Source organism: Thalassobacillus devorans, from assembly GCF_011761345.1.
Taxonomy (GTDB): Bacteria; Bacillota; Bacilli; order Bacillales; family Halobacillaceae; genus Thalassobacillus; species Thalassobacillus devorans.
This window is the reverse complement of sequence record NZ_JAASRY010000001.1, coordinates 515275-535466: the sequence shown is the minus strand read 5'-3', so window position 1 is coordinate 535466 and position 20192 is coordinate 515275. Positions and strand designations below refer to the sequence as shown.

21 protein-coding genes and 1 riboswitch are annotated in these 20192 nt (G+C 45.5%); of the genes, 7 read left to right on the top strand and 14 right to left on the bottom strand.

Annotated features, from left to right (window positions below; genetic code table 11):
- Window positions 1-138: 138 nt before the first annotated feature.
- The 4 genes from FHS45_RS02655 to FHS45_RS02640 all read right to left on the bottom strand — a co-directional run bounded on the left by FHS45_RS02655 (window position 139) and on the right by FHS45_RS02640 (window position 3192).
- A complete protein-coding gene (locus FHS45_RS02655; protein WP_062445088.1) occupies window positions 139-750 on the bottom strand; it encodes a hypothetical protein in 612 nt (203 codons plus the stop codon).
- A gap of 117 nt (window positions 751-867) precedes the next feature.
- Window positions 868-1332, bottom strand: a complete 465-nt coding sequence (locus FHS45_RS02650) for a thioesterase family protein (RefSeq protein WP_062445086.1) — start codon at window positions 1330-1332, stop codon at window positions 868-870.
- Window positions 1333-1345: 13 nt separating this feature from the next.
- On the bottom strand, window positions 1346-2299 hold the full coding sequence (locus FHS45_RS02645; protein ID WP_062445085.1) for a 3-hydroxyacyl-CoA dehydrogenase NAD-binding domain-containing protein: 954 nt from the start codon (window positions 2297-2299) through the stop codon (window positions 1346-1348).
- A gap of 2 nt (window positions 2300-2301) precedes the next feature.
- Entirely contained in the window at window positions 2302-3192 is an 891-nt protein-coding gene (locus tag FHS45_RS02640; protein WP_062445082.1) for a beta-keto acid cleavage family enzyme, read from the bottom strand.
- A 298-nt stretch (window positions 3193-3490) separates the two neighbouring features.
- Between FHS45_RS02640 and FHS45_RS02635 the strand changes: the two genes are divergently transcribed.
- Complete coding sequence (locus FHS45_RS02635) at window positions 3491-5035, top strand: BCCT family transporter (protein ID WP_062445080.1); 1545 nt, start codon at window positions 3491-3493, stop codon at window positions 5033-5035.
- 64 nt (window positions 5036-5099) lie between these two features.
- Here the strand turns inward: FHS45_RS02635 and FHS45_RS02630 are convergent, their stop codons facing one another.
- Window positions 5100-5636, bottom strand: coding sequence for a TetR/AcrR family transcriptional regulator (locus tag FHS45_RS02630; protein WP_062447814.1), 537 nt, complete (start codon window positions 5634-5636; stop codon window positions 5100-5102).
- A gap of 188 nt (window positions 5637-5824) precedes the next feature.
- Here FHS45_RS02630 and brnQ point away from each other — a divergent pair, with 188 nt between their 5' ends.
- Window positions 5825-7204 (top strand): branched-chain amino acid transport system II carrier protein, encoded by a 1380-nt coding sequence (gene brnQ / locus FHS45_RS02625; RefSeq protein WP_062445078.1) that lies wholly within the window; start codon window positions 5825-5827, stop codon window positions 7202-7204.
- A gap of 400 nt (window positions 7205-7604) precedes the next feature.
- On the opposite strand, the gene FHS45_RS02620 is transcribed toward brnQ, so the two are convergent.
- From FHS45_RS02620 to FHS45_RS02595, 6 genes are all read right to left on the bottom strand, one after another.
- Window positions 7605-8075 (bottom strand): acyl-CoA thioesterase, encoded by a 471-nt coding sequence (locus tag FHS45_RS02620; RefSeq protein WP_062445075.1) that lies wholly within the window; start codon window positions 8073-8075, stop codon window positions 7605-7607.
- Between the two features lie 125 nt (window positions 8076-8200).
- Window positions 8201-8379: riboswitch (cobalamin riboswitch) on the bottom strand.
- Window positions 8380-8671: 292 nt separating this feature from the next.
- Window positions 8672-9466, bottom strand: a complete 795-nt coding sequence (locus FHS45_RS02615) for an endonuclease/exonuclease/phosphatase family protein (RefSeq protein ID WP_062445072.1) — start codon at window positions 9464-9466, stop codon at window positions 8672-8674.
- A 161-nt stretch (window positions 9467-9627) separates the two neighbouring features.
- Entirely contained in the window at window positions 9628-9888 is a 261-nt protein-coding gene (locus FHS45_RS02610; protein ID WP_062445069.1) for a hypothetical protein, read from the bottom strand.
- A gap of 150 nt (window positions 9889-10038) precedes the next feature.
- On the bottom strand, window positions 10039-10656 hold the full coding sequence (locus tag FHS45_RS02605; protein WP_062445066.1) for an FMN-binding negative transcriptional regulator: 618 nt from the start codon (window positions 10654-10656) through the stop codon (window positions 10039-10041).
- Window positions 10657-10668: 12 nt separating this feature from the next.
- Entirely contained in the window at window positions 10669-11187 is a 519-nt protein-coding gene (gene paiA / locus FHS45_RS02600) for a spermidine/spermine N(1)-acetyltransferase (protein WP_062445064.1), read from the bottom strand.
- A gap of 24 nt (window positions 11188-11211) precedes the next feature.
- A complete protein-coding gene (locus FHS45_RS02595; protein ID WP_062445061.1) occupies window positions 11212-11664 on the bottom strand; it encodes a MarR family winged helix-turn-helix transcriptional regulator in 453 nt (150 codons plus the stop codon).
- Between the two features lie 289 nt (window positions 11665-11953).
- On the opposite strand from FHS45_RS02595, the gene FHS45_RS02590 reads away from it, so the two are divergent.
- Window positions 11954-12424: a hypothetical protein gene (locus tag FHS45_RS02590; protein ID WP_166761348.1), complete on the top strand. Its 471-nt coding sequence runs from the start codon at window positions 11954-11956 to the stop codon at window positions 12422-12424.
- A 43-nt stretch (window positions 12425-12467) separates the two neighbouring features.
- On the opposite strand, the gene FHS45_RS02585 is transcribed toward FHS45_RS02590, so the two are convergent.
- Window positions 12468-13673, bottom strand: a complete 1206-nt coding sequence (locus tag FHS45_RS02585; RefSeq protein WP_062445057.1) for a Bcr/CflA family efflux MFS transporter — start codon at window positions 13671-13673, stop codon at window positions 12468-12470.
- Window positions 13674-13843: 170 nt separating this feature from the next.
- On the opposite strand from FHS45_RS02585, the gene FHS45_RS02580 reads away from it, so the two are divergent.
- Complete coding sequence (locus FHS45_RS02580) at window positions 13844-14563, top strand: vanadium-dependent haloperoxidase (protein ID WP_062445054.1); 720 nt, start codon at window positions 13844-13846, stop codon at window positions 14561-14563.
- A gap of 308 nt (window positions 14564-14871) precedes the next feature.
- Complete coding sequence (locus tag FHS45_RS02575) at window positions 14872-16314, top strand: MDR family MFS transporter (protein WP_062447810.1); 1443 nt, start codon at window positions 14872-14874, stop codon at window positions 16312-16314.
- A 44-nt stretch (window positions 16315-16358) separates the two neighbouring features.
- On the opposite strand, the gene FHS45_RS02570 is transcribed toward FHS45_RS02575, so the two are convergent.
- On the bottom strand, window positions 16359-16817 hold the full coding sequence (locus FHS45_RS02570) for a hypothetical protein (RefSeq protein ID WP_062445052.1): 459 nt from the start codon (window positions 16815-16817) through the stop codon (window positions 16359-16361).
- 66 nt (window positions 16818-16883) lie between these two features.
- Window positions 16884-17006, bottom strand: a complete 123-nt coding sequence (locus FHS45_RS20290; RefSeq protein ID WP_258953974.1) for a hypothetical protein — start codon at window positions 17004-17006, stop codon at window positions 16884-16886.
- Window positions 17007-17327: 321 nt separating this feature from the next.
- Here FHS45_RS20290 and FHS45_RS02565 point away from each other — a divergent pair, with 321 nt between their 5' ends.
- Together FHS45_RS02565 and FHS45_RS02560 are read left to right on the top strand one after the other, a co-directional pair.
- On the top strand, window positions 17328-19013 hold the full coding sequence (locus FHS45_RS02565; RefSeq protein WP_082412019.1) for an amidase: 1686 nt from the start codon (window positions 17328-17330) through the stop codon (window positions 19011-19013).
- A 234-nt stretch (window positions 19014-19247) separates the two neighbouring features.
- Window positions 19248-20192, top strand: coding sequence for a nucleoside hydrolase (locus FHS45_RS02560; RefSeq protein ID WP_062445050.1), 945 nt, complete (start codon window positions 19248-19250; stop codon window positions 20190-20192).

Below are 20192 nucleotides of genomic sequence, written 5' to 3'. Positions count from 1 at the left end.
CAATATCATCCTCACTGTACATGGATTTACCTGTTCAACAATGATCCTCCGATGGAAGTTAACGGAAAAACAATGACGATTATGGAATGGCTGGCTGACCAACCGTTAAATGGGTAGCATGGCTATTCCTCAGGCTGTCTAACCTTGGTCATTCTCACCCAGTCTTATTTTAAACAACAAAACAAATTCATGAGCATTCAGCATCTCCTCTAACTCTTCTTCATCAGTTAAATCATACATGCTCATTTCGTTACCAATCGAGCCAGTATAAGCACCTAAAATATATTCTTTTCCTGTTTCCAGGCTCAATTCTTCTCCCCCGACAGCATCCTGCCAGCCTCTTATACTTAAATCCGTCCAAATAGTTCCTTGTAACTTACTGGACTTCAGTGTGCCGTCCGGGCTGTAGAGCAGCAGAGAAGGCTCTTCCTGGTTGTGCTCGATGAGTCCCATTCCGAGGGCGCCCTCTTGCTCTCCCCCTTCCTCCCAGTTAAAAGATAAGGAAGTAGTGTTTTCCTGTTTTACCCCATTTTCATAAAGTTCAACGAAAATTTCACCTGTCAAGCTTTCATCCTTAGGTCGATGATACGTGTATTCATTTAATTCCCCTAACGCTAGTTCGTCGAATGTTTTTTCATAATCGGAATCCGGGTTCTTTTGTATCGTCACGTCGCCGCTTTCCGCCTTTGCACACCCGGCAGCAATCACCATTACGGCGATCGCCACCAACAAAAAATAGATTTTTTTCAAAGCTGCCCCTCCTTTGTCCAAGTTACCTATCCGAAAATTTTAACATGTTATTTCCAATTATGGGTGAAACTTCCCATAAAAAAGCAGACCCCCTAAGAATAGAGAGCCTGCTTAAGGTTATTTTCTTTTGATACCAACCGTTCGGCCTGCCTGTTTCGGCTTCCCAAGACCACTGTCTTTCTCGAACAACTGAGCAATCACAGCTTCAATATTTCCCGGGAAACGTGCGCCTCTTCCCTCATTCACATCAATTCCCATCAGCATTTCCTCTAACGTCGCTACCAGTTCACCATCCGCATTATACATTGATAAGAACAGATGGATCCGCTTCTCGTCATAATCAAGCACGCGGGAAGTAATTTCGAATGCTTGTCCCTCTTTCATCTCCTGCAAGTAGCAAACATGGGTTTCCAGTGTGAAAATCGTGTAATCAAACTCACTGCGCGCTGCGGCATCTAAACCGATATGGTCGATGAACGCATCGGTCGCCTGGCTGAACGCCCGGTTGTATTCCGCATCGTTCATATGACCGTTATAATCCACCCACGCCGCAGGGACGGTTTGTTGAAAATTAAAATCCATGACGCCATCCTCCTTATACGCGTGTTTTCTCTGTTTCTTTCGGCCAATACTCCTGGACGAGATCGTATAACTTGACCAAAAACTCATTCCGGTGTGCATCCAGTTCGCTCATGGACATGCCGTTGGACTGCTCTTCACAACCGGATACCACTTTATCATACAGCTCATCGGTAAGCTCCGGTGCCTCCAGTTTCGTCCATGGTTTTTTCAATGCCGGGCCGAATTGCTTCAGCATGTGGCGCATGCCACCTTCACCACCGGCCAAATGGAAAGTCAAGAACGGACCATATTGGGCATAGCGCATACCGGCGCCATGCGTGAACGCTTTGTCCACCTCTTCAGTTGTTGCGATTCCCTCATTGACGATATGAAGTGATTCGCGCCAGATCGCTTCGATCAAACGATCGGCGATATGGCCTTCAATTTCATGACGGACCAATAGCACGCGCATCTGGATCGCTTCATAAAAAGCTTTCGCCTTTTCTGTATTCTCTGTTGTTGTCTGTTCTCCTGGTACGACTTCCACCAATGGCAAAATATAAACTGGGTGGAACGGGTGCGCCACCACAAAGCGCTCCGGATGCTGCAGGTTGGCCTGCAGTTCGGACGGCATAATACCAGATGTACTGGAACCGATTATCGCATCCGGCTTCGCATGTCGATCGATGTTCTGCAGGACGGTCTGCTTCAGTTCTTCTACTTCCGGGACGTTCTCCTGAATGATATCGGCGTCTTTCACCGCTTCTGCTAATTCTTTTTCAAAAGTGAGGCGACCTTTCGAAGCACCTTCTGCTAAACCTAGCTGCTCGGCGTACGGCCACGCCTGTTCCACCGCTCTGCGCATGTGTTCTTCTGCACCTTCTGCCGGGTCGGTCGCCACGACATCATAACCGTTGGCTAACATCCGGACGATCCAGCCTGTACCAATAACTCCTGTTCCGACTACTGCTGCTTTTTGTACGCTCATGTTTATTTACCTCCGTTCGGGTTACGCAGATTCAGCAATTCTCTAGCTTCTTTTGGTGTCATCGGCTCTAAATCCAGGCCATTCAGCATCGTGACAGCTTTATCAACAAGCTGTTCGTTTTTCGCCACAACACCTTTGGACAGATAAATATTATCTTCAAGCCCGACACGAACGTTACCGCCAAGAAGTGCAGATTGAGAAGCCATCGGCATCTGCATCCGTCCGATTCCGAAAGCGGACCAGTGCGCATTGTCAGGAATGCGATTTTTCATATAGGACATCGTTTCGACATCAGCCGCTGCCCCCCAAGGAATTCCCAGGCAAAACTGATACATCGGATCACCATCGATCAGTCCTTCTTCCACTAACTGGTTGGCAAAACGAACATGGCCGGTATCAAAACATTCCAGTTCCGGCTTTACACCGCTATTCTGGATAAGCTTCGCCTGTTCACGGAGCCAATCTGTCGGGCTCATATAAATCATGTCACCGAAGTTCGTGCTTCCGCAATCCAACGTACACATCTCCGGAAGCAGCTCGCCAACCGGTTCATGACGCTCAGCCGGTGTCTGAATGTCCGTTCCATCACCACCCGCTGCCGGCGTATTCAGGCTCGGGATGAAGTCGCCGCCTCCACCAGAGGTGATGTTTATGATCACATCGGTTTCTGATTCACGGATACAGTCGACAATCTCACGATAATGCTCAACATTGTGGCTAATCCCGCCAGTCTCCGGATCACGGGCATGTACGTGGGCAACCGTAGCCCCCGCTTTCGCCGATTCAATCGCAGACTCTGCAATTTCCTTTGGTGTTACAGGTACATGCGGGTTTTTCTTTATTGTATCTCCTGCTCCTGTTACGGCAGAAGTAAGGATAACTTTATGCTTCATGACAATTCCTCCTTCAATAGGTGAACGTTGTTTTTTGATCACGACAAAACTATACCATCCGGACTGTTTACTTTCAAACATTTTTTAAAAAATAAATATAAAACATCTATACAGTGCCATCCTCTACATTCATCAGGCAAAATCAAGTATAAAAGTAACTGAACTCGTCGCATTTTCAATATGATGCGTCTATCTTCTATTTACTGCGCTATCCGGACTTTGAAAGAAAACCGTCTGGATTGTACAGTTTAATGTGTCGAGAAAACGAAACAATTCAACACATAGAGGAGGATTTCTTTTGAGAAAAGAACTCATGGATTGGAAAACGTTTGGAGGGGCGCTGGCTTTATTGCTGCTTGTATCCCTGCCCCTCATCGTATTTCCGACACAAGGTAAAGAAGTGGTATTAGCCGTTAATGAGATAATGACCCAGCGATTGGGTTTCCTATTTTTAGGTGTGGGACTTGCCCTGCTTCTATTTTTAATATTCATTGGAACTAGCAGGTACGGGGATATCAAGCTCGGAGACAAACACACGAAGCCCGAATTTAAAACAAGCTCCTGGGCTGCGATGTTATTTACGAGTGGGATTGGCACCGGTATTCTGTACTGGGGTGTCATCGAGTGGGCTTACTATTACGAGGGACCGCCATTCGGTCTGGAACCAGGTTCACAAGAAGCGATTCAATGGGCTTCCACTTATGGATTTTTCCATTGGGGACCGATCGCGTGGGCCATGTTCGCAATCCCGGCCCTGCCAATCGGCTATATGTTCTTTGTTAAAAAGACGAAAGTTTTCAAAATCAGCGAAGCCTGTCGTCCGGTTCTTGGAAAATATACCGACGGACCGATCGGACGACTCGTGGACATCCTGTTCATGTTCGGCCTGCTCGGTGGTGGCGGAACCGGACTCGCGTTATCCGCCCCAATCATTTCTGCCGGACTGAACCATCTTGTCGGCATGCCGGACACGATGACAACCAAGTCCATCATTTTGATGTTCTGTACGATGATATTCGGGCTCAGCGCCTATTCCGGACTGCAAAAAGGAATCCGCAGGCTGAGCGACATCAACCTTTGGCTCGCATTCATTTTACTCCTATTCGTATTTGCAGTCGGACCGACGACTTTCATCACGGAGTCAACCGGAACGGCACTCGGAAGAATGATGGACAACTTCTTCCTGATGAGCACGTGGTCCGAACCATTCAATGACCTTGCCATGTTCGAGCGGACCGGGTTCCCGGAAGGCTGGACGGTCTTCTACTGGGCATGGTGGATTGTCTACGCACCGTTTGTCGGACTGTTCATCGCCCGTATTTCCAAAGGGAGAACCATCCGCCAGGTCGTGTTCGGAACCGTGTTGTTTGGTAGTCTTGGCACCGTGTTGTTCTTCGGAATTCTAGGAAACTATTCCATGTATTTGGAGCTGACCGGTCAATATTCAGTCATTGAAACATTGAACCAGCAAGGCGCACCGGCAGCCATCATCGGTACGCTGACAGAATTGCCACTGGCGACTCTCGCGATTATCGTATTCGTCCTGCTTGCGACTATATTCTTATCAACGACGTACGACTCCGGCTCTTATGTCATCGCTTCTGTCGTCCAGAAGCATGTCGAAGGAGAACCCCTCCGCTGGAACCGCCTGTTCTGGGCACTTGCCCTTTCCATCCTGCCGATGATTTTTATGAACATGGGCGGACTGACGACATTGCAGACGATCAGTATCATTGGTGGGTTCCCACTGTTGTTCATCCTTCCGATGTTAGGCTGGTCGTTTATCAAAATGGTAAATGAAGACAGAGAAAAAGCAGAGGCAGCAGAAAGAGAAGCATCCTGAATAACGAAAAGTCACCGGCTTACGAAGAGCCGGTGACTTTTTTATAATGTAATAATTTCACTGCCTATTCATAGGTCTGTTCAAGCAGACGCTCAAGCACGCGTTCTCTTAATTTCGGTGGCAGCGGTCCGAGACCGAAGATTTCTGACAGCCACAAACCATCGACGGCCAGACGCATTATCGTCGCATCCACCTGGTCGATTCCATCGTGCTCGATATGATTCTGCCAGTCCGCATACGTATCCTGAAGGGGCTTGAGCAGTTTCGGATTAATCCCTTGAGCAGCGAGCATTCCGGCACTGATCGTCCGATTTTCCTTACTTTTATCATGCATGACATTGATAAAAGACCTGGCCCATTTTCCGGTCTCCCCATCGTCTTTTTCTACCAATTCTTCGACGTTTTCACGGTAGATATCATTCATATATTGCACAAGCCCTTTAACAAGCGCTTCCTTAGTTGAAAAATGATACAAAAGCCCGCCCTTGCTGACTTCTGCCCGTTTCGCCACGGCGTCCAGTGTCAGCGCGTCACTGCCTTGTTCCGTTACAATCAGGGCAGCCGCTTCTAATAATTTCTGTCGCTTCGATTCTCTTGGCATGATCATTCCCTCATTTACAAGTACATTTTTCACTAATGTTATCAGTAGTCGCCCTCTTTTTCAATTTAATAAGAATCTGGCGATATTTTTTACCAAATACCCGTAAACTGTTGTCCCTTTCCAACATTATTGGTAGGATTATCTTTATTCGTCCAAAAAGCACTATACACCAGGAAAGGAACATACAGATGAAACATAAAACACCATTCTCTACCTATGCCGTTATCGGCACCATGCTCTTTGGCCTGTTTTTCGGAGCAGGTAATTTAATTTTCCCGATCCAGCTGGGCCAGCTCGCCGGAACTTCATTTTGGCCTGCGCTGATAGGATTCCTTGTCACAGCTATCGGGCTCCCATTAATGGGCATTCTTGCAATCGCTCTATCCGGAAGCAACGGGCTCCAGGATTTAGCGGGCCGGGTACACCCGGTATTCGGAATTGCATTCGCTCTCATTCTTTACTTAACAATCGGACCGTTTTTCGCCATTCCGAGAACAGCAACTGTCCCGTTCGTCGTCGGTTTTGAACCATTTATCGAGCCTGGACAGAGCAGTTTGTGGCTAGCCGTATTCAGTTTCCTGTTTTTTGCTATTGTCTATTATTTTTCCCTGAACGCGGCCAAGGTCATGGATATCGTCGGTAAATATTTGACCCCGGCTTTCTTACTATTCTTATCTATGTTGATTATTACCGCGATCGTAAAACCGATGGGAAGCTTCGGTGAACCGACCGGCGACTATAGCACATTGCCCTTTATGACCGGCTTCAAAGAAGGGTACAACACGATGGACGCACTCGGAGGACTGGCGTTAGGAATCGTGGTCATCCATGCGATCAAAAACCTCGGCATCACCGATAAAAAGGCGATTGCCCAGGCGACATGGAAATCCGGCTTGTTCGCTATGGGACTGATGATGCTCATTTATGGACTGATCACCTACATGGGTGCATCCAGCGTATCAATTGTCGGAACCTTAGAAAATGGCGGACTCACTTTCGCCGCTGTATCCCAGCATTATTTCGGAACTTTCGGTGCCATCCTGCTGGCAATCATTATCGTGCTTGCCTGTTTAAAAACGAGCATCGGACTGATCATTGCCTGCAGTGAATTTTTCCATTCGATATATCCGAAAATCAGCTACAAAACATTCGTCCTGATTCTATCGCTGGTTTCGTTCATGGTCGCAAACTTCGGCCTGACCAATATCATTCTCTTTGCCGTACCAGTGCTCATGTTCTTATATCCACTGGCGATCGTCCTCATTTTCTTAGGACTAAGTTCGAATCTATTCCAGCACAAGCGCAGTGTCTACGCCGGCGCGATGATTCTGACATTTTTTCTAAGTACCATCGATGGCTACAATGCCTTAGCAGAAACAATCCCTGGTGCTTCCCATTCTCTGCTGGAATCGATTAGTAATTCATACGCAGCCTATCTGCCCCTCTACGGCATCGGACTTGGCTGGATTCTGCCAGCTCTTGTCGGAGCAGTTATTGGTTACTTTTGGAAAAACAACAACGAAACACCAGCCGTGCTGGATAGAAAAGCTGAAAACCTATCATCTTAATGAAGAAAAGACCAATCCCTCGGGTTGGTCTTTTTTCTATTGAAGTTGGCACACCTTTGCGTTAAGATTTAACATTTTCATGCCTATAGTTGTCCTCATAACTATCTCTTCTGGTCACGAGCATGGCTTTTCCGCTCAATTCTGTTCGCCTAATGACCGTGAGCTTTATTTATTCTCTGTTGAGCAGCCTTTAGACCTCTAATAAAGACCGCCCCAGCTGCACATCTGCTGCGCAGCGGTCATAACCCCCGCTATCATGACCGCCAGCCACGCATCCCTGCTGCTTAATGGTCTTTATAACCTGTTTAGGAACCGGCTACTCGACACCTTCTCCTACCAAAAGAAGAATTTCCCGGTAAGGGAGTTCTTCTTTTGATTTTTTATGGGAAGTATAGCTTCATCATCTAAGAGCTGAACGGTTTTGCCTATGCGCTTTTCTTGAGGGAGCTGTCTCATACAGCCTCTTTTCTTCCTCTGTTTCAGGAATAATAGCTGGTACTGCCTTTGGTTTTCCTTCTGCATCGACAGCAACCATCGTTAAGAATGATTCGGTTGTCATCACTTTTTTTCCATGAAGAAGATCGTCGGCATAGACTTTTACATACACCTCCATCGATGTACGTCCTGTCCTCGTAACACAGGCCTCTAAAGTTAAGGCATCCCCTACTTTGGCTGAAGACAAAAAGTCAACAGAGTCAATTGACGCTGTAACGACAACGAAATTAGAGTGCTTCATGGCTGTCAGCGCGGCAATTTCATCGATATATGCCAGTACTTTTCCTCCAAAAATTGTGTCCAAATGATTGGTATCCGGCGGTAATACTAATCTTGTCTGCGCCATTTTTGAATAGCTTACTGGTAAAGAGTCCATTAAAATCGTTCCTCCTCAATTTAAATCAATAAAAAACGCACCTTCTTTACGAAGATGCGCGGGAATATAGCTCATTATAATGACGGAATCATTTCCACGTAACACCCTCCTATCTCCCGTAGGAATTCATGTTCTTCCTTATGGCAGGTCTCCTGGCTCAGGTTCATCAACACATAGTCCTTCCCGTTCAAAAACAGTGATTATTCTATGTGCCTCCTCTTCACAGTGGCGGGACCGCGTTGGATTTTCACCAAACTTCCCTTTTCAGCTTCTTTACGAAGCCACCATAAGGCATATTCAGTTCTAATTGGAAGAAATCTCTTTCTCTTAAAGTCAATATCTCTTAAACTCATTCATCTGTCAATAGTTCTCATTTCTTTTCTCCATCGTTTTCCCGCTCACACTGTCCCAGGTGATCCTCTAAAATGCGTAACTTCATACCTGTACAGACATTCTACAAAGAGTTCTAACTCTCCTGCAGTGTTTAACATTAATAAACTCTAATCATGTTAGGATATATATTCTCCTTAAAAATATCATCCCGCAGTTTTGTCCAAATTAAAAAAACTCTCCGCTTTCGAAGAGTCACTGGTTTATTAATCCACAATTTTCAGGCTAAAGTCGAAGGTTAGCAGGAGGTTATCGAACGAGAATGACTCTCCTCTGCTGCTGTCCGTAAAAAAGTAATCCATTCTATTCTCAGCATCGGATAAGGAATAGGTGTAGGTTTCCATTTTCTTAACATCCGCAAGGTCATTCCCTGCCAACTCAATATCGGAAGGACCATAGCCTCCCTGGCCCAAATCCCCCATGATAATGCTCGGACCTTCTGAGCCGGCGGCAATTTTTTTGATTTCATTCATCTGCTGTGTCTGAATTTTTATTTGTTGAGTGTCGAAAAGGCGGACCTGTATGCCGTTGACATTGATAATTGCTTCAATCAAATCACCCTTCATCGTACTGGTCCCCGTTTGAGAAGCGGTATGATTGACCGCATCGATAATTGGGTGCTTGCTTAAAATTGCTGTATCATTCTGAGCGCTGCCACTATCACCCGTTGCTGTTGGGGACACCAATTGTTCTGTATTGATATAGGACATACCCAGCCGCTCCGCGAGCATGGCGGTCTGGTGCTGGAAATCATGACGCTCAGAGGATTCCAGCTTCCTGACACGGATGACATCGGCACCTGCTTCCTCTATTTCTTTCGCCATCCGTTCCACATCCCTGACCCCTTCTTTTTCTGCATCAGAAAAATCATAACTCATCACTTTGACATCGACCGGCGCAGGTTCCGGAACGCTTTTCTCTTCCACATAAGGTTCACTTTTAAAATCAGGAAAATAGATAAAAAACAGGACAGTGAGCAATACAAGCAACAGCTTTTTCATCTTGCCACCCCTTTTATCATTGATGTCACTTTCAATATACCCAATGAAGGTAAACGACATATTTAGGAAAGTTTATTCTTTTGTAAAGATTATCTAGCTTGTGCTCTCTTTTTTCTTGTGGGATAGTCCTTATATGTAATCATTAAAATTATGGCAGTTACTTAATCTAGTAATAGCCAGATGATCATAAATATTGTCGCTCCGATAAACTCTATTCCTACCCGCTTCATCGACTCCTTACGTAACAAATAATAGCCAGCCCGGACATAGAATGTGAGGGAAGCTGCAAGTAAAATACCAACCCCCGAATTAATAGGCGCGAAGAGTACGAGCAAGAAGAATAAACCGTCGAACCAAGTAAAATCAGGTGTTTTTGCGTAAGGATCATCTAGTATCGGATGATTTTCACTGTCATCTCTCATATTCCCTTCCCCCCATAGCTGATATTTCACTTCCAATATATACTAAAAACATCATTACATAATGAAAAAAAGTTCCTATTCAATCCAGCAAAAACTGGCCCGAAAAAATTCAGACCAGCTTTAGAGACAGCGTTCTTCAAAGCAGCCGCTTCAAACGTCTTTCTCCCTATTCGCTTTCATCGCTTTCGCCAATTGTTGAGAGTTAAAATCATCTGCCTGACTCAGTTGTTCCATGATATTTTCATAGTCCTCCACTGGACGGTTTTGGCTTAATTTATAAGCAGCTTGAACGTCTTCTACTTTCACTTTGAACCCTACGATCCCTTTGATTTGTTTTTTGGCCTGCAGAGAAAGTTCTTCCCATAATACTGGATCTTTGCGATGGTTTTCATATTTTTGCAAAAGCCGGCTAAGATCATCCTGCAATTCCTGCTCGTCCATGATCAATGCTCTCCCATAGACATGAACCGCCTGGTAGTTCCATGTTGGCACGTCTTCTGTCTGGTACCACGAAGAAGATATGTAAGCGTGCGGGCCCTGAAACATAACCAGGACAGGATTATCGCCTAATGTTTGCCATTGGGGGTTGCGGTAAGCCAAATGGCCGGTCAAATAATAATCATCTCCGCGTTTATCCAGCTCCAAAGGCAAATGAGTCGCCAGCGGTTTACCTTCATCGGTAGTTACAAGGGTTCCAAAGGAATGCTTTTCTATAAAATCCCTGATTTCTACAAAGTCTGTCAGTTCATAGTGGTTGGGAATATACATAAAATCCACCTTTCATCGGAGGTTTTTGGTCATAATGAAACCCGTCTGTTTTTCATCGCCCATATAAAAAGAATGGGCTCCTGTCTGTACAAACCCCATTTTCTCGTAAAAAGCAATCGCGTTTTCGTTTTTCTCCCAAACACCCAGCCAGATTTTCTGTTTATTCTCATTCCTTGCTAATTCAATAGCTTTCTCCAGCAAGCGCTTACCAAGTCCGTGTTTTTGGAATTTGTTTTTAATATAAATCCGTTCGATTTCAATTGCGTCTTCCCCCATGTCTTCCGTCTGCCCCTCTCCGACATTCACCTTTAAATAACCAGCGACGTCTTGTTTAAAATAAACAAAAAAGAATCGCGACGAAGCATTTGATAATTCTTTTTCTAATTGATTCAAGGTAAACGCCTTGTCGAGATAGGCATTCATATTTTCTGGTGAATTCTGATGCTCAAATGTCTCCTTGAATGTTTCATAACCAACTTCTCGAAGCTGGCATGCATCCTCAAGTGTACACTTGCTTATCGTTACCTCCATGGTCCATAGCCCCGCTTTCTTTCATTAGTAGTCTCTCCTGTTGCCCTTTTTCACAAATTCCCAGTCTTTCTCCACATTTTTTCGAACGAGCTGCAGCAGCTGGTGAATGGTTTCCGCTTCTGTTTCGGAAAAACCCGCTAACGCAACGCTATTGGAATAGTCATTCTCTCGTTTGATAAAAAGTGAAACCTGTTCCCCTTTCTCGGTCGGATAGATTTTCCTGATTTTTTTGTTATGAGAATCTCTCTTCTTCTCAATAAAACCATTCGCTTCAAGGTTTTTAATGGAACGAGCTGCTGTCGTTCGATCCACTTTTATCATCTCGGCTAACTTTTCCTGAATGATTCCTGGATTTTCAACGATTCGAACCAGATACAAATACTGGCCTTTCGTCAGATCATATTCTTTAAACTCGACATTACTTATCGAATCTAGCGCCCTGGCAATCATGCCAATTTCCCGCAAAATTTCAGTCATAGCAACCCCGCTTTTTTGTTGTAAATGCAATAAAATTTAAATTCAGTTTATACTACTTTTGTTGTATTTACAATATATTTAACACACAAAAAAGTGCCTGCTCCTCCATTAGGAACAGACACATTGTTACTCAGTCAATTAGCGGAGAACTAAAAATACCCATCCTCCTCCTATAGTCCAGGGGGATGTATTCTCCATTCCCTTTTTTCATTTATCGAAATTACATATTTTACCTATTTTGAAATTGCCATCTATGCCGATAATAGGGAATAACCAATACTTATAAAAAGTGGTGATTACCATTCTGTTTAATTTTTTCTTTGGCCTTATTATACCTTGGACGATCGCTATTCTATTATGCCGAAGAGTTCCTTATTTATTTTTAACGGTTGCCCCTTTTATGTCATTAGTATCAATAACCTGTAATCAAATAGGTATGGCGTTGGGATTTTGGACGCTTTACCCACAAACCGATTTGTTAATAATAAATTCTGTAAATATAGACTTTGGGTATAACCCAGCAGCCGGTCTGATTTTTACTTACATGATTTATTTTAAAAAATGGAGGCGATGGATGGTATATTCAGGATTTATCTTATTATTAAACGGTTTAGAAATAGTAGCTTTATTATTAAACAAAGTAGTGTACGATAACGGATGGAATATATTCTTTACGTTTCTTGCCTATGTGATTGGCCTGTTTGTATTAGATTTTTATTACTATTGCCTTAAAAAGTCGATACGTCCTTTAGCGAATTAATCATTTAATAAAGTGCTAGCTTGGCGAAAAAGATAATGCCGCATTATGAAGTTGCTTGACTTTTCTTTGTCATTGTAAAAAACACCACAGACCCGATTGATGCGGTGATGAATAACATTGCCCCCATCGGTACAGCGGTTGATTCATTCAAACCGACAAGCGGAGAAACCAGGGAGCCGAACAATAACGGAAGCATGCCTAGCACCGCACTGGCACTCCCGGCGCGATAACCCTGATGCTCCATCGCGAGCGTAAACGTACTCGTGAGCACCATCCCCATGGCGGTCATATATATGAAAATCGGAATAACCAGCGAAGCCAGCGGACCTTCGATAATCGTCATCGTCAGAAGAAACGCCGTCGCAGTCACCGCGATAACGACTGCCGTGCGCAGCAGGCTTCGTTCGTGAATGATTCCACCGAGACGCCCGATAATCGCGCTGCCGGAAATAATAGCAAGGCCGTTAATGCCAAACAGAACACTGAAAACCTGCGGAGAAACATCGTAGATCCCCTGGTAAACAAACGGTGTTCCTGATACATAAGCGAAGCTCCCTCCATGAACAAAACCGATCGTCAGCGCATATCCGATAAAAGAACGGTCCTTCAGTAACCGGCCAATCGTGCGGATCGTTTCTTCCAGCTTGCTTGGAATCCGTTTTTCTTTCGGCAGCGTTTCCGGCAATTTGATGTACATCGTAAGGACAATCACCAGTCCCACAAAAAATAAGAAGTAAAAAATCGTGCTCCACTTGGCGAATGGCAGCATGAGGATCGCTCCCCCGGTCATCGGCGCAATCATCGGAGCCGTCGCATTGATCACCATCAGGAGGGCAAAGAATTTCGTCAGGTCTCTCCCATCAAAAACATCCCGCACCACGGCACGGGACAGCACCACACCTGCAGAAGCAGTGAAACCTTGTAAAAAGCGAGCCACTACAAATACGTAAATATTCGGTGCCAGGGCACATAACAAGGATGCCAGCGCAAAAAGAAATATAAAAACGAGCAACGGCCGCCTTCTCCCCTGCGAATCACTGATTGGCCCGACGACAATCTGCCCGAGCGCAAGACCAATTAGACACGTCGTCAGACTCAGCTGTACAAACGAGGCCGTCGTTCCAAAGTCCTCCGCTATTCCAGGGAAACTCGGCAAATACATATCAATATTCAGCGGCCCTAATATTCCCAGCATACCGAGTAAAAACGCCAGACCGAGGCGCTCTTTTCCTGTTGGATTATGTAACATGATTCTCAAACATCCTTTTTCAAACATGATTAAACTATGATTCTACTCCTATGAAAAAAAGAATGCCAGCAAAAAGCCTGTTGACAACTACTTTTCATACCCGTGTTCTTATTCACTCCGCTTCCACATATATTTTTACGCAATAAGTAGAAATGTTAGGGGCTGAAACAATGAGAACTGCCTACAGAAGATGGTCAGCGTATCCCTACTCAGGTGAGCAAAAACCTCCGACGCCTTATCCTGCAGCAGCATCCTATCCCATGTTTTTCATTACCAGAGGAGTAAACAATTCCTTCCTGGACCCTTTGGGACAGCCGATTAAATGGAAAATTAAAAATCCCTCCAGTGTGGATTGGGAGAGCGAATTGTTGAGGGTGGAACAAACGTTATCCCGCCTGACGTCACAGCAAACGCAGATCGCAAACTATTGGGCCAACGCCGAAACAACAGAAAACATGACCCCGATTATCTTTCATCTAGCAAAAAAATACAAACTCGGCTCCCCCTTAGTCGCTAGGATCCTTGCTTATTTTCATGGCGGGATTAATGATGCGTTTGTTATTTCCTGGTATTTCAAATACCTTTGGGATGTAGCGCGTCCCAATCAATACGGCCGGAACATTAACCCGGTTTTGCCTACACCACGCTTTCCCGCCTACCCTTCTGCCCATGCCACTGTGGCTGGATGCGGGGAAGCGGTTTTAAGTTATATTTTCCCAGCAGATGCAACTGATATAAAAATCATAATGGAACAGTGTGCTTTGTCACGGCTTTATGCCGGCGTCCATTTCAAAGTGGATAATGATGAAGGCTTACGGTTAGGCAGACAAATCGGGGGAATGGTCGTAGAAGTAATGAAACGAGAAAATTCCACGATGAATCGTTTCTAAGCAGCCCACCTTTTTTGAATAGGGCAGACAGGGAAACCTCTACCCTAACGACGATCTCTTCTGCCCTAGCGCCAACAACTTCTCTCCTAACTCCGACATGTTTCCCCCTTAACGGAAAAGCTTTCGACCTAACAGCGCTAACTTTCTCCCTAAGCTGATTTAGCAATACAAAAGAGACTTTCCACAATTTCACATGATATACTTTTATATGGACCAAATTCCACTGGCAGAAAAAAATACTTGCCATCACCTAGAAAATGGTGGATTATGATTAAGTGTTTATTTTAGAAACAGTTACGGGGGATACCATGGAAACACCAATTAACAGAAAGATTATACTGATCACGTTTATGATCGGCGCATTTTTTGCTGTGTTAAATGAGACATTGCTCAACATCGCGCTGACAGAATTAATGGAAGTATTTCATCTCGAAGCACCAACGGTCCAGTGGATGGCAACCGGATTCATGCTAGTGATGGGAGTCCTGATGCCGATTTCCGCCCTGCTGATTCAGTGGTTTACTACCAGACAGATGTTCATCGGCGTCATGACCACCTTTCTGACCGGGACCATCATCGCGGCCGCCGCTATTAATTTTCCAATGCTGCTTACAGGTCGGATGGTCCAGGCCGTCGGTACAGGCTTATTGATTCCAGTCATCATGAACGCCATGTTATTGCTTTATCCTCCGGAAGTCCGGGGAAAAATCATGGGGACATTCGGACTCGTCATCATGTTTGCACCAGCAATCGGACCGACACTATCCGGTGTCATCGTCGACTTTTTAGGTTGGCGCTGGCTGTTTATTACCGTTATCCCGTTTGCTACTTTTTCCATCGTTTTTGCGTGGAAATACTTACAGAACGTCGGAGAAATCACGCGCCCAAAAGCCGATGTCCTGTCGATTGTCCTATCATCAATTGGAATCGGCGGAATCGTGTATGGTTTCAGCAGTGCCGGGGAAAGCGGAGAAGGTTTTTCCTCGCTTCACATCATGGTGATCATCACCATCAGTTTGATCAGCATGATTTGGTTTGTGTTCCGCCAGTTGAAACTCGATGAGCCATTACTGGATGTACGAGTGTTCACCTATAAAAGTTACGCAAGGGGCATCACGATTTTTGTGATTGTCATCATGGCGATGTTCGCGTCAGAAATCGTCATGCCGATGTACCTGCAAGGGCCGCTCGGATTTTCGGCAAAAATGGCAGGACTCTTGCTGCTGCCCGGAGCATTATTGAACGGCCTGATGTCACCGGTGATGGGCTCGCTTTTCGATAAATTTGGGCCACGAAAACTGATCATCCCAGGCAGTCTCGTCTTAGTCGGTGTGATGATTTTCTTCAGCAACCTGAACCCGTCTGTTCCAATCTGGCTGTTTATCATTGCCTATATCGCCTTGATGCTTTCGGTTTCAGCGATTCTGATGCCATCGCAGACGAACGGTCTGAACGAATTGCCGAAGCATCTGTATCCGCATGGCACTGCTATCGCCAACACGCTCCAGCCAATCGGCGGTGCGCTCGGTGTATCGGTGTTCGTCAGCATCATGACTCAGGGACAGAACAGTTACCTGTCCTCCCAGAACGGGCCGGTAACAGAGGAAGTAGCCAACCAGGCAATGACTGCCGGTGTCCATCACGCATACTGGTTCGCGCTCGCACTGGCCACCGGCGTGTTTGTGACTGCTTTATTCATTAAAAAAGCAATCGCTCCCGATTTTCATGCCGAAGAACCGGCAAAATCATAATAAAGGCGTCCGCCCTCACCTTGGCTGGTGGGTGGCAGACGCCTTTATTGATTTTCATCCCCTTTTGTCTTCAAAGCTTGTAAAATTACCTGCTTTAAATAAGGAGTCATTTCTTTGAGCTGCTCAACATCATACACATCCAGATAATACTGCAAAACCAGGCCGTCGACGAAAGCGACTAGCAGCGAGGCCCCTTTATCGGTATGAAGTACAGCGTATTCCTTTTCGTGATCCAGCCGCTCCAGCTTTGCTTGAAGATGATCGACCATTTCATTGAATGCGCCGCTGAAGGTTCCTTGGGCAATTTCTCCATTGGAGTACCTTTTCAACACGTACTTGATACTGTCGATATTCTCTTCATTATAATCCCACGAGTCATACAAAAACTTCTCGATAAATCTCTCTACAGTCGCACGGTCATTATCTTTGACGGCTTTAATGTAATCATCTTCCAATTGCTTTAATAACTCATCCATATCCTGATGCGAAACTCTATGTTCCATTACGATAGCCTCCTTTCTTGCTTTACTCCTATTCCCGAATGCTGAGGCAGTAAGCCTGCTTTTTTCCTATTCCACGAGGAAGCTTGCCCGTACTTCAGTCATTACCCGGTCCCCTGGGAATAGGACAACTTTCCACGCTATCGCTCTCAACCTGTCCGAAACCCCTCTCTCTTCGGACAGCTTTCCCATCTTTCCCGCCCCTCCTGTTCAAACTACAGCCTAAACTCTCGCCTAAAACCAATATTTGGAAAATACCTAACTCCAAAAAGCTCCCTTAAGACCTCCCAACCCTGTTTCCTACCCTCTAACGGTCTTAATACACCCTCTAATAACCGTCCGACCTAAACCACTGTGCCCCAACGTACCTAACCCCCTCCATAAAGACCGTCTGTGAAAAAAACCAACCTTCTCCCGGTTCTAATAGCTACCATCTGCTACTCAAAAACTATTTAATAGCCTATGATTCTATGTTATTCTACCTTTGATAAGCAAGGGAGTGACAGGTAACATATGAAAAACATAAAAGCGATAATCATAACGTTAATTGTGGCAATCGCGGCCACCTTTGCGATTAGTGGGAATTTTACTTCCACATCGCCGAAGGATGCTTTTGGACATACAAATTCAATCGAACATAAAACATATCCCCACCAGGAAATCGACCTGACCGAACGGCTGGAAGACGGGAAGGAATTGACCGTCAACGATCTCCGCCGGGGTTATAAAAACGGAGCGTTTACCGTTACGCAGGTGGTCCAGGCCCACCTGGAGCACATCGAAGAATTTGAAGATACATATAATGCCTTCACATTCATCAACGAACACGCTTTACAGGAGGCGAGTGAAATCCAGGATCGTATCAACAAGAAACAGTCTCCCGGCCGACTTGCAGGAGTACCGGTCGTCATCAAGGAAACAGTGGATGTGTCTGGTTTCCCTTCCACATTTGGCTGGGAAGGTTTCAGTAAAGAAGCAGGCGGCATCGAACTGATGCCACAGGTCGATGCACCGATTGTGCAGAAGTTAAAAGAAGAAGGTGCAATCATTCTCGGCAAAACAAACATGCCGGCCTTCAGCATCTCAGCGACCAATGCCAACACAAGCTGGGCAGGAGAAACGTTGAACGCAATCAACCCGGACTTCGCACCCGGCGGCAGCAGTTCCGGCACAGCCACCGCTGTTTCTGGTAATCTGGCAGTCTTAGGAATTGCTGCTGAAACCGGGGGATCAATTCAGAATCCAGCCGCTTCCCAGGCCCTTATCGGAGTAAAACCGACGTTCGGTCTCGTTTCAAACACAGGAGCCGCTCCATTTGCAGCAAGTACAAGAGACGTACTCGGCCCGCACGCCCGGACGGTTGCGGATGCAGCAACGATGCTCGATGTCATCGCCGGGACTGATCCCAAAGATTCGAAGACAGAAAAAGCAGACGCCCATCTGCCTGAAGAAGGCTACGCCGCCAGCTTAAGCGAAGATGCCCTGGAAGGAAAACGCATCGGGCTCTACGGTCCCGGCTGGCGCGGAGAATCTTTATCTCCGGAAACAAAAGAATTGTATGACCGTGCAATCCAGGAGCTCGAAGCGCAAGGGGCCGAAGTTGTCACCGATCCTTTCGCCGGATCCGGTTTCGCTGAGTATGTAAAAGCCACCGGAAATATCGGGTACGACGCGCTCGTCTACGACATCCAAACCTATCTCAACCGTATGGATCCAAAAGGCGAAATTCCGACAGTAACGGAATTATTCAATCAATCAGAAACAAAGCCATGGGCTGCAGGCCAGCCGCTTCAGAACTTCGATGAAACGGAGTTACAAATGAATTTGCAGAACCCGGAACAGCAGCCTGACTTAGACTACTTTTTCGAAGCACGGTCAAAATTTCAGTCCTACATCAACGAAGTGATGGAAAAGCATGACCTCGACGCGTTCGTCTACCCACAGATGGCAGCTGAAATCCCGCCACTCGAAGAGGGCATCCATCAGCCTACAGCAGCACCAGAGGTCAATATCAGCGGGCAGCCACTCGTCACCGTACCTGCCGGATACTACCAAAGCGGAACACCATTTTCGCTCGCCTTTTTCGGAAAAATGTGGAGCGAAGCCGACTTGCTTGCAATGGCCTATGATTACGAGCAAGCAACTCAATACCGTGATATTCCGGTATTAGAATCTGAATCAGCAGCCTACGCAAATTAAATAGATCACCTAATAAAGCTAAACGGCTTTAGCTCTTTTTTACAAAGGCTAAAGCCGTTTTAGTTTCTCCATCAATTCAGCTTCCCGGTTGCATACCCTAGGACTCGCGTTAAAATGCATCACAGCTTCCACTAACGTTTCCTGGTTGAATCAGATATATTTATACAGGCACATTTCCCATATGATGACATCAACTATTATAACGCTACGAATCGTGGACTCGGAGGGGATTACATGGCAAAGAAAGCCCTAGTCTTCGGAGACATAGGTGTAGATGATACGATTGCCCTTGTTTATGCTCATTTAAATGATGATATTGAATTGGTAGGCATTGTTGCCGATTACGGAAATGTTCCAAGAGATGTTGCTGTAGGAAATGTTCATTATATATTTGATCTCTTTGAGGTAGAAAAGGATGTCCCTATCATTGGTGGAGCCGAAGCCCCTATGACCGGGGAGACGCCGACTTTTTATCCGGAAATTCACGGTGAATATGGGTTGGGACCTATAACACCGGGTAAATATGAAGGAGTAATCGAAAACTTCTTTGAAATCGTCGATATCATTGATACGTACCGAGACGAATTGATCATTATAAACATCGGCAGATTAACTGCGTTAGCAACAATGTTCATTTTATATCGATCACTCATGGATGAAGTAAAAGAATACTATATTATGGGTGGAGCCTTTTGGGTTCCTGGTAATGTCACAGCAGCCTCAGAAGCTAATTTTCACGCCGACCCCGTTGCTGTGAAAATTGTTCTCACTTACGCAGACAATGTCAAGATTATTCCGTCGAATGTAACCGATCACGCAATTGTAACACCCGAAATGGCTGACTACATTGGTTCAAGAGGAAAAGCTAAAATTGCGAAACCACTCTTAGACTACTATTATGATTTTTATAAAGGCAGGAACCCTGATATCAAGGGTAGTCCCGTTCACGATGCGCTCACCATGATGGCACCCCTGCACCCTGAAATGTTTCATTACCGACAATTGCCGGTTCATATTGATACCACCGCTACTGGAATACTGAGAGGGCAAAGCATTGCTGATATTCGCCCTTATATTGAATTTGACGAAACAGCCAAGCTCCATGAGATTGCATTTCAATTCGATTATCCCTTGTTCTTCAAGGATTTTATGAGTGTGATGACCGGAGAGAATTTTTAA

Excerpts from the sequence above, each read along its gene's own strand:
- FHS45_RS02650 (WP_062445086.1), bottom strand. The coding sequence starts at position 1,332 with ATGGATTTTAATTTTCAACAAACCGTCCCTGCGGCGTGGGTGGATTAT.
- FHS45_RS02610 (WP_062445069.1), bottom strand. The coding sequence starts at position 9,888 with ATGAGAGATGACAGTGAAAATCATCCGATACTAGATGATCCTTACGCA.
- paiA (WP_062445064.1), bottom strand. The coding sequence starts at position 11,187 with ATGGAGGTAACGATAAGCAAGTGTACACTTGAGGATGCATGCCAGCTT.
- FHS45_RS02575 (WP_062447810.1), top strand. The coding sequence starts at position 14,872 with ATGGAAACACCAATTAACAGAAAGATTATACTGATCACGTTTATGATC.
- FHS45_RS20290 (WP_258953974.1), bottom strand. The coding sequence starts at position 17,006 with ATGGGAAAGCTGTCCGAAGAGAGAGGGGTTTCGGACAGGTTGAGAGCG.
- FHS45_RS02630 (WP_062447814.1), bottom strand. The coding sequence starts at position 5,636 with ATGCCAAGAGAATCGAAGCGACAGAAATTATTAGAAGCGGCTGCCCTG.
- FHS45_RS02605 (WP_062445066.1), bottom strand. The coding sequence starts at position 10,656 with ATGTATATTCCCAACCACTATGAACTGACAGACTTTGTAGAAATCAGG.
- FHS45_RS02560 (WP_062445050.1), top strand. The coding sequence starts at position 19,248 with ATGGCAAAGAAAGCCCTAGTCTTCGGAGACATAGGTGTAGATGATACG.
- FHS45_RS02640 (WP_062445082.1), bottom strand. The coding sequence starts at position 3,192 with ATGAAGCATAAAGTTATCCTTACTTCTGCCGTAACAGGAGCAGGAGAT.
- FHS45_RS02620 (WP_062445075.1), bottom strand. The coding sequence starts at position 8,075 with ATGGACTCTTTACCAGTAAGCTATTCAAAAATGGCGCAGACAAGATTA.
- FHS45_RS02595 (WP_062445061.1), bottom strand. The coding sequence starts at position 11,664 with ATGACTGAAATTTTGCGGGAAATTGGCATGATTGCCAGGGCGCTAGAT.
- FHS45_RS02580 (WP_062445054.1), top strand. The coding sequence starts at position 13,844 with ATGAGAACTGCCTACAGAAGATGGTCAGCGTATCCCTACTCAGGTGAG.
- FHS45_RS02615 (WP_062445072.1), bottom strand. The coding sequence starts at position 9,466 with ATGAAAAAGCTGTTGCTTGTATTGCTCACTGTCCTGTTTTTTATCTAT.
- FHS45_RS02565 (WP_082412019.1), top strand. The coding sequence starts at position 17,328 with ATGAAAAACATAAAAGCGATAATCATAACGTTAATTGTGGCAATCGCG.
- FHS45_RS02585 (WP_062445057.1), bottom strand. The coding sequence starts at position 13,673 with ATGTTACATAATCCAACAGGAAAAGAGCGCCTCGGTCTGGCGTTTTTA.
- FHS45_RS02645 (WP_062445085.1), bottom strand. The coding sequence starts at position 2,299 with ATGAGCGTACAAAAAGCAGCAGTAGTCGGAACAGGAGTTATTGGTACA.
- FHS45_RS02570 (WP_062445052.1), bottom strand. The coding sequence starts at position 16,817 with ATGGAACATAGAGTTTCGCATCAGGATATGGATGAGTTATTAAAGCAA.
- brnQ (WP_062445078.1), top strand. The coding sequence starts at position 5,825 with ATGAAACATAAAACACCATTCTCTACCTATGCCGTTATCGGCACCATG.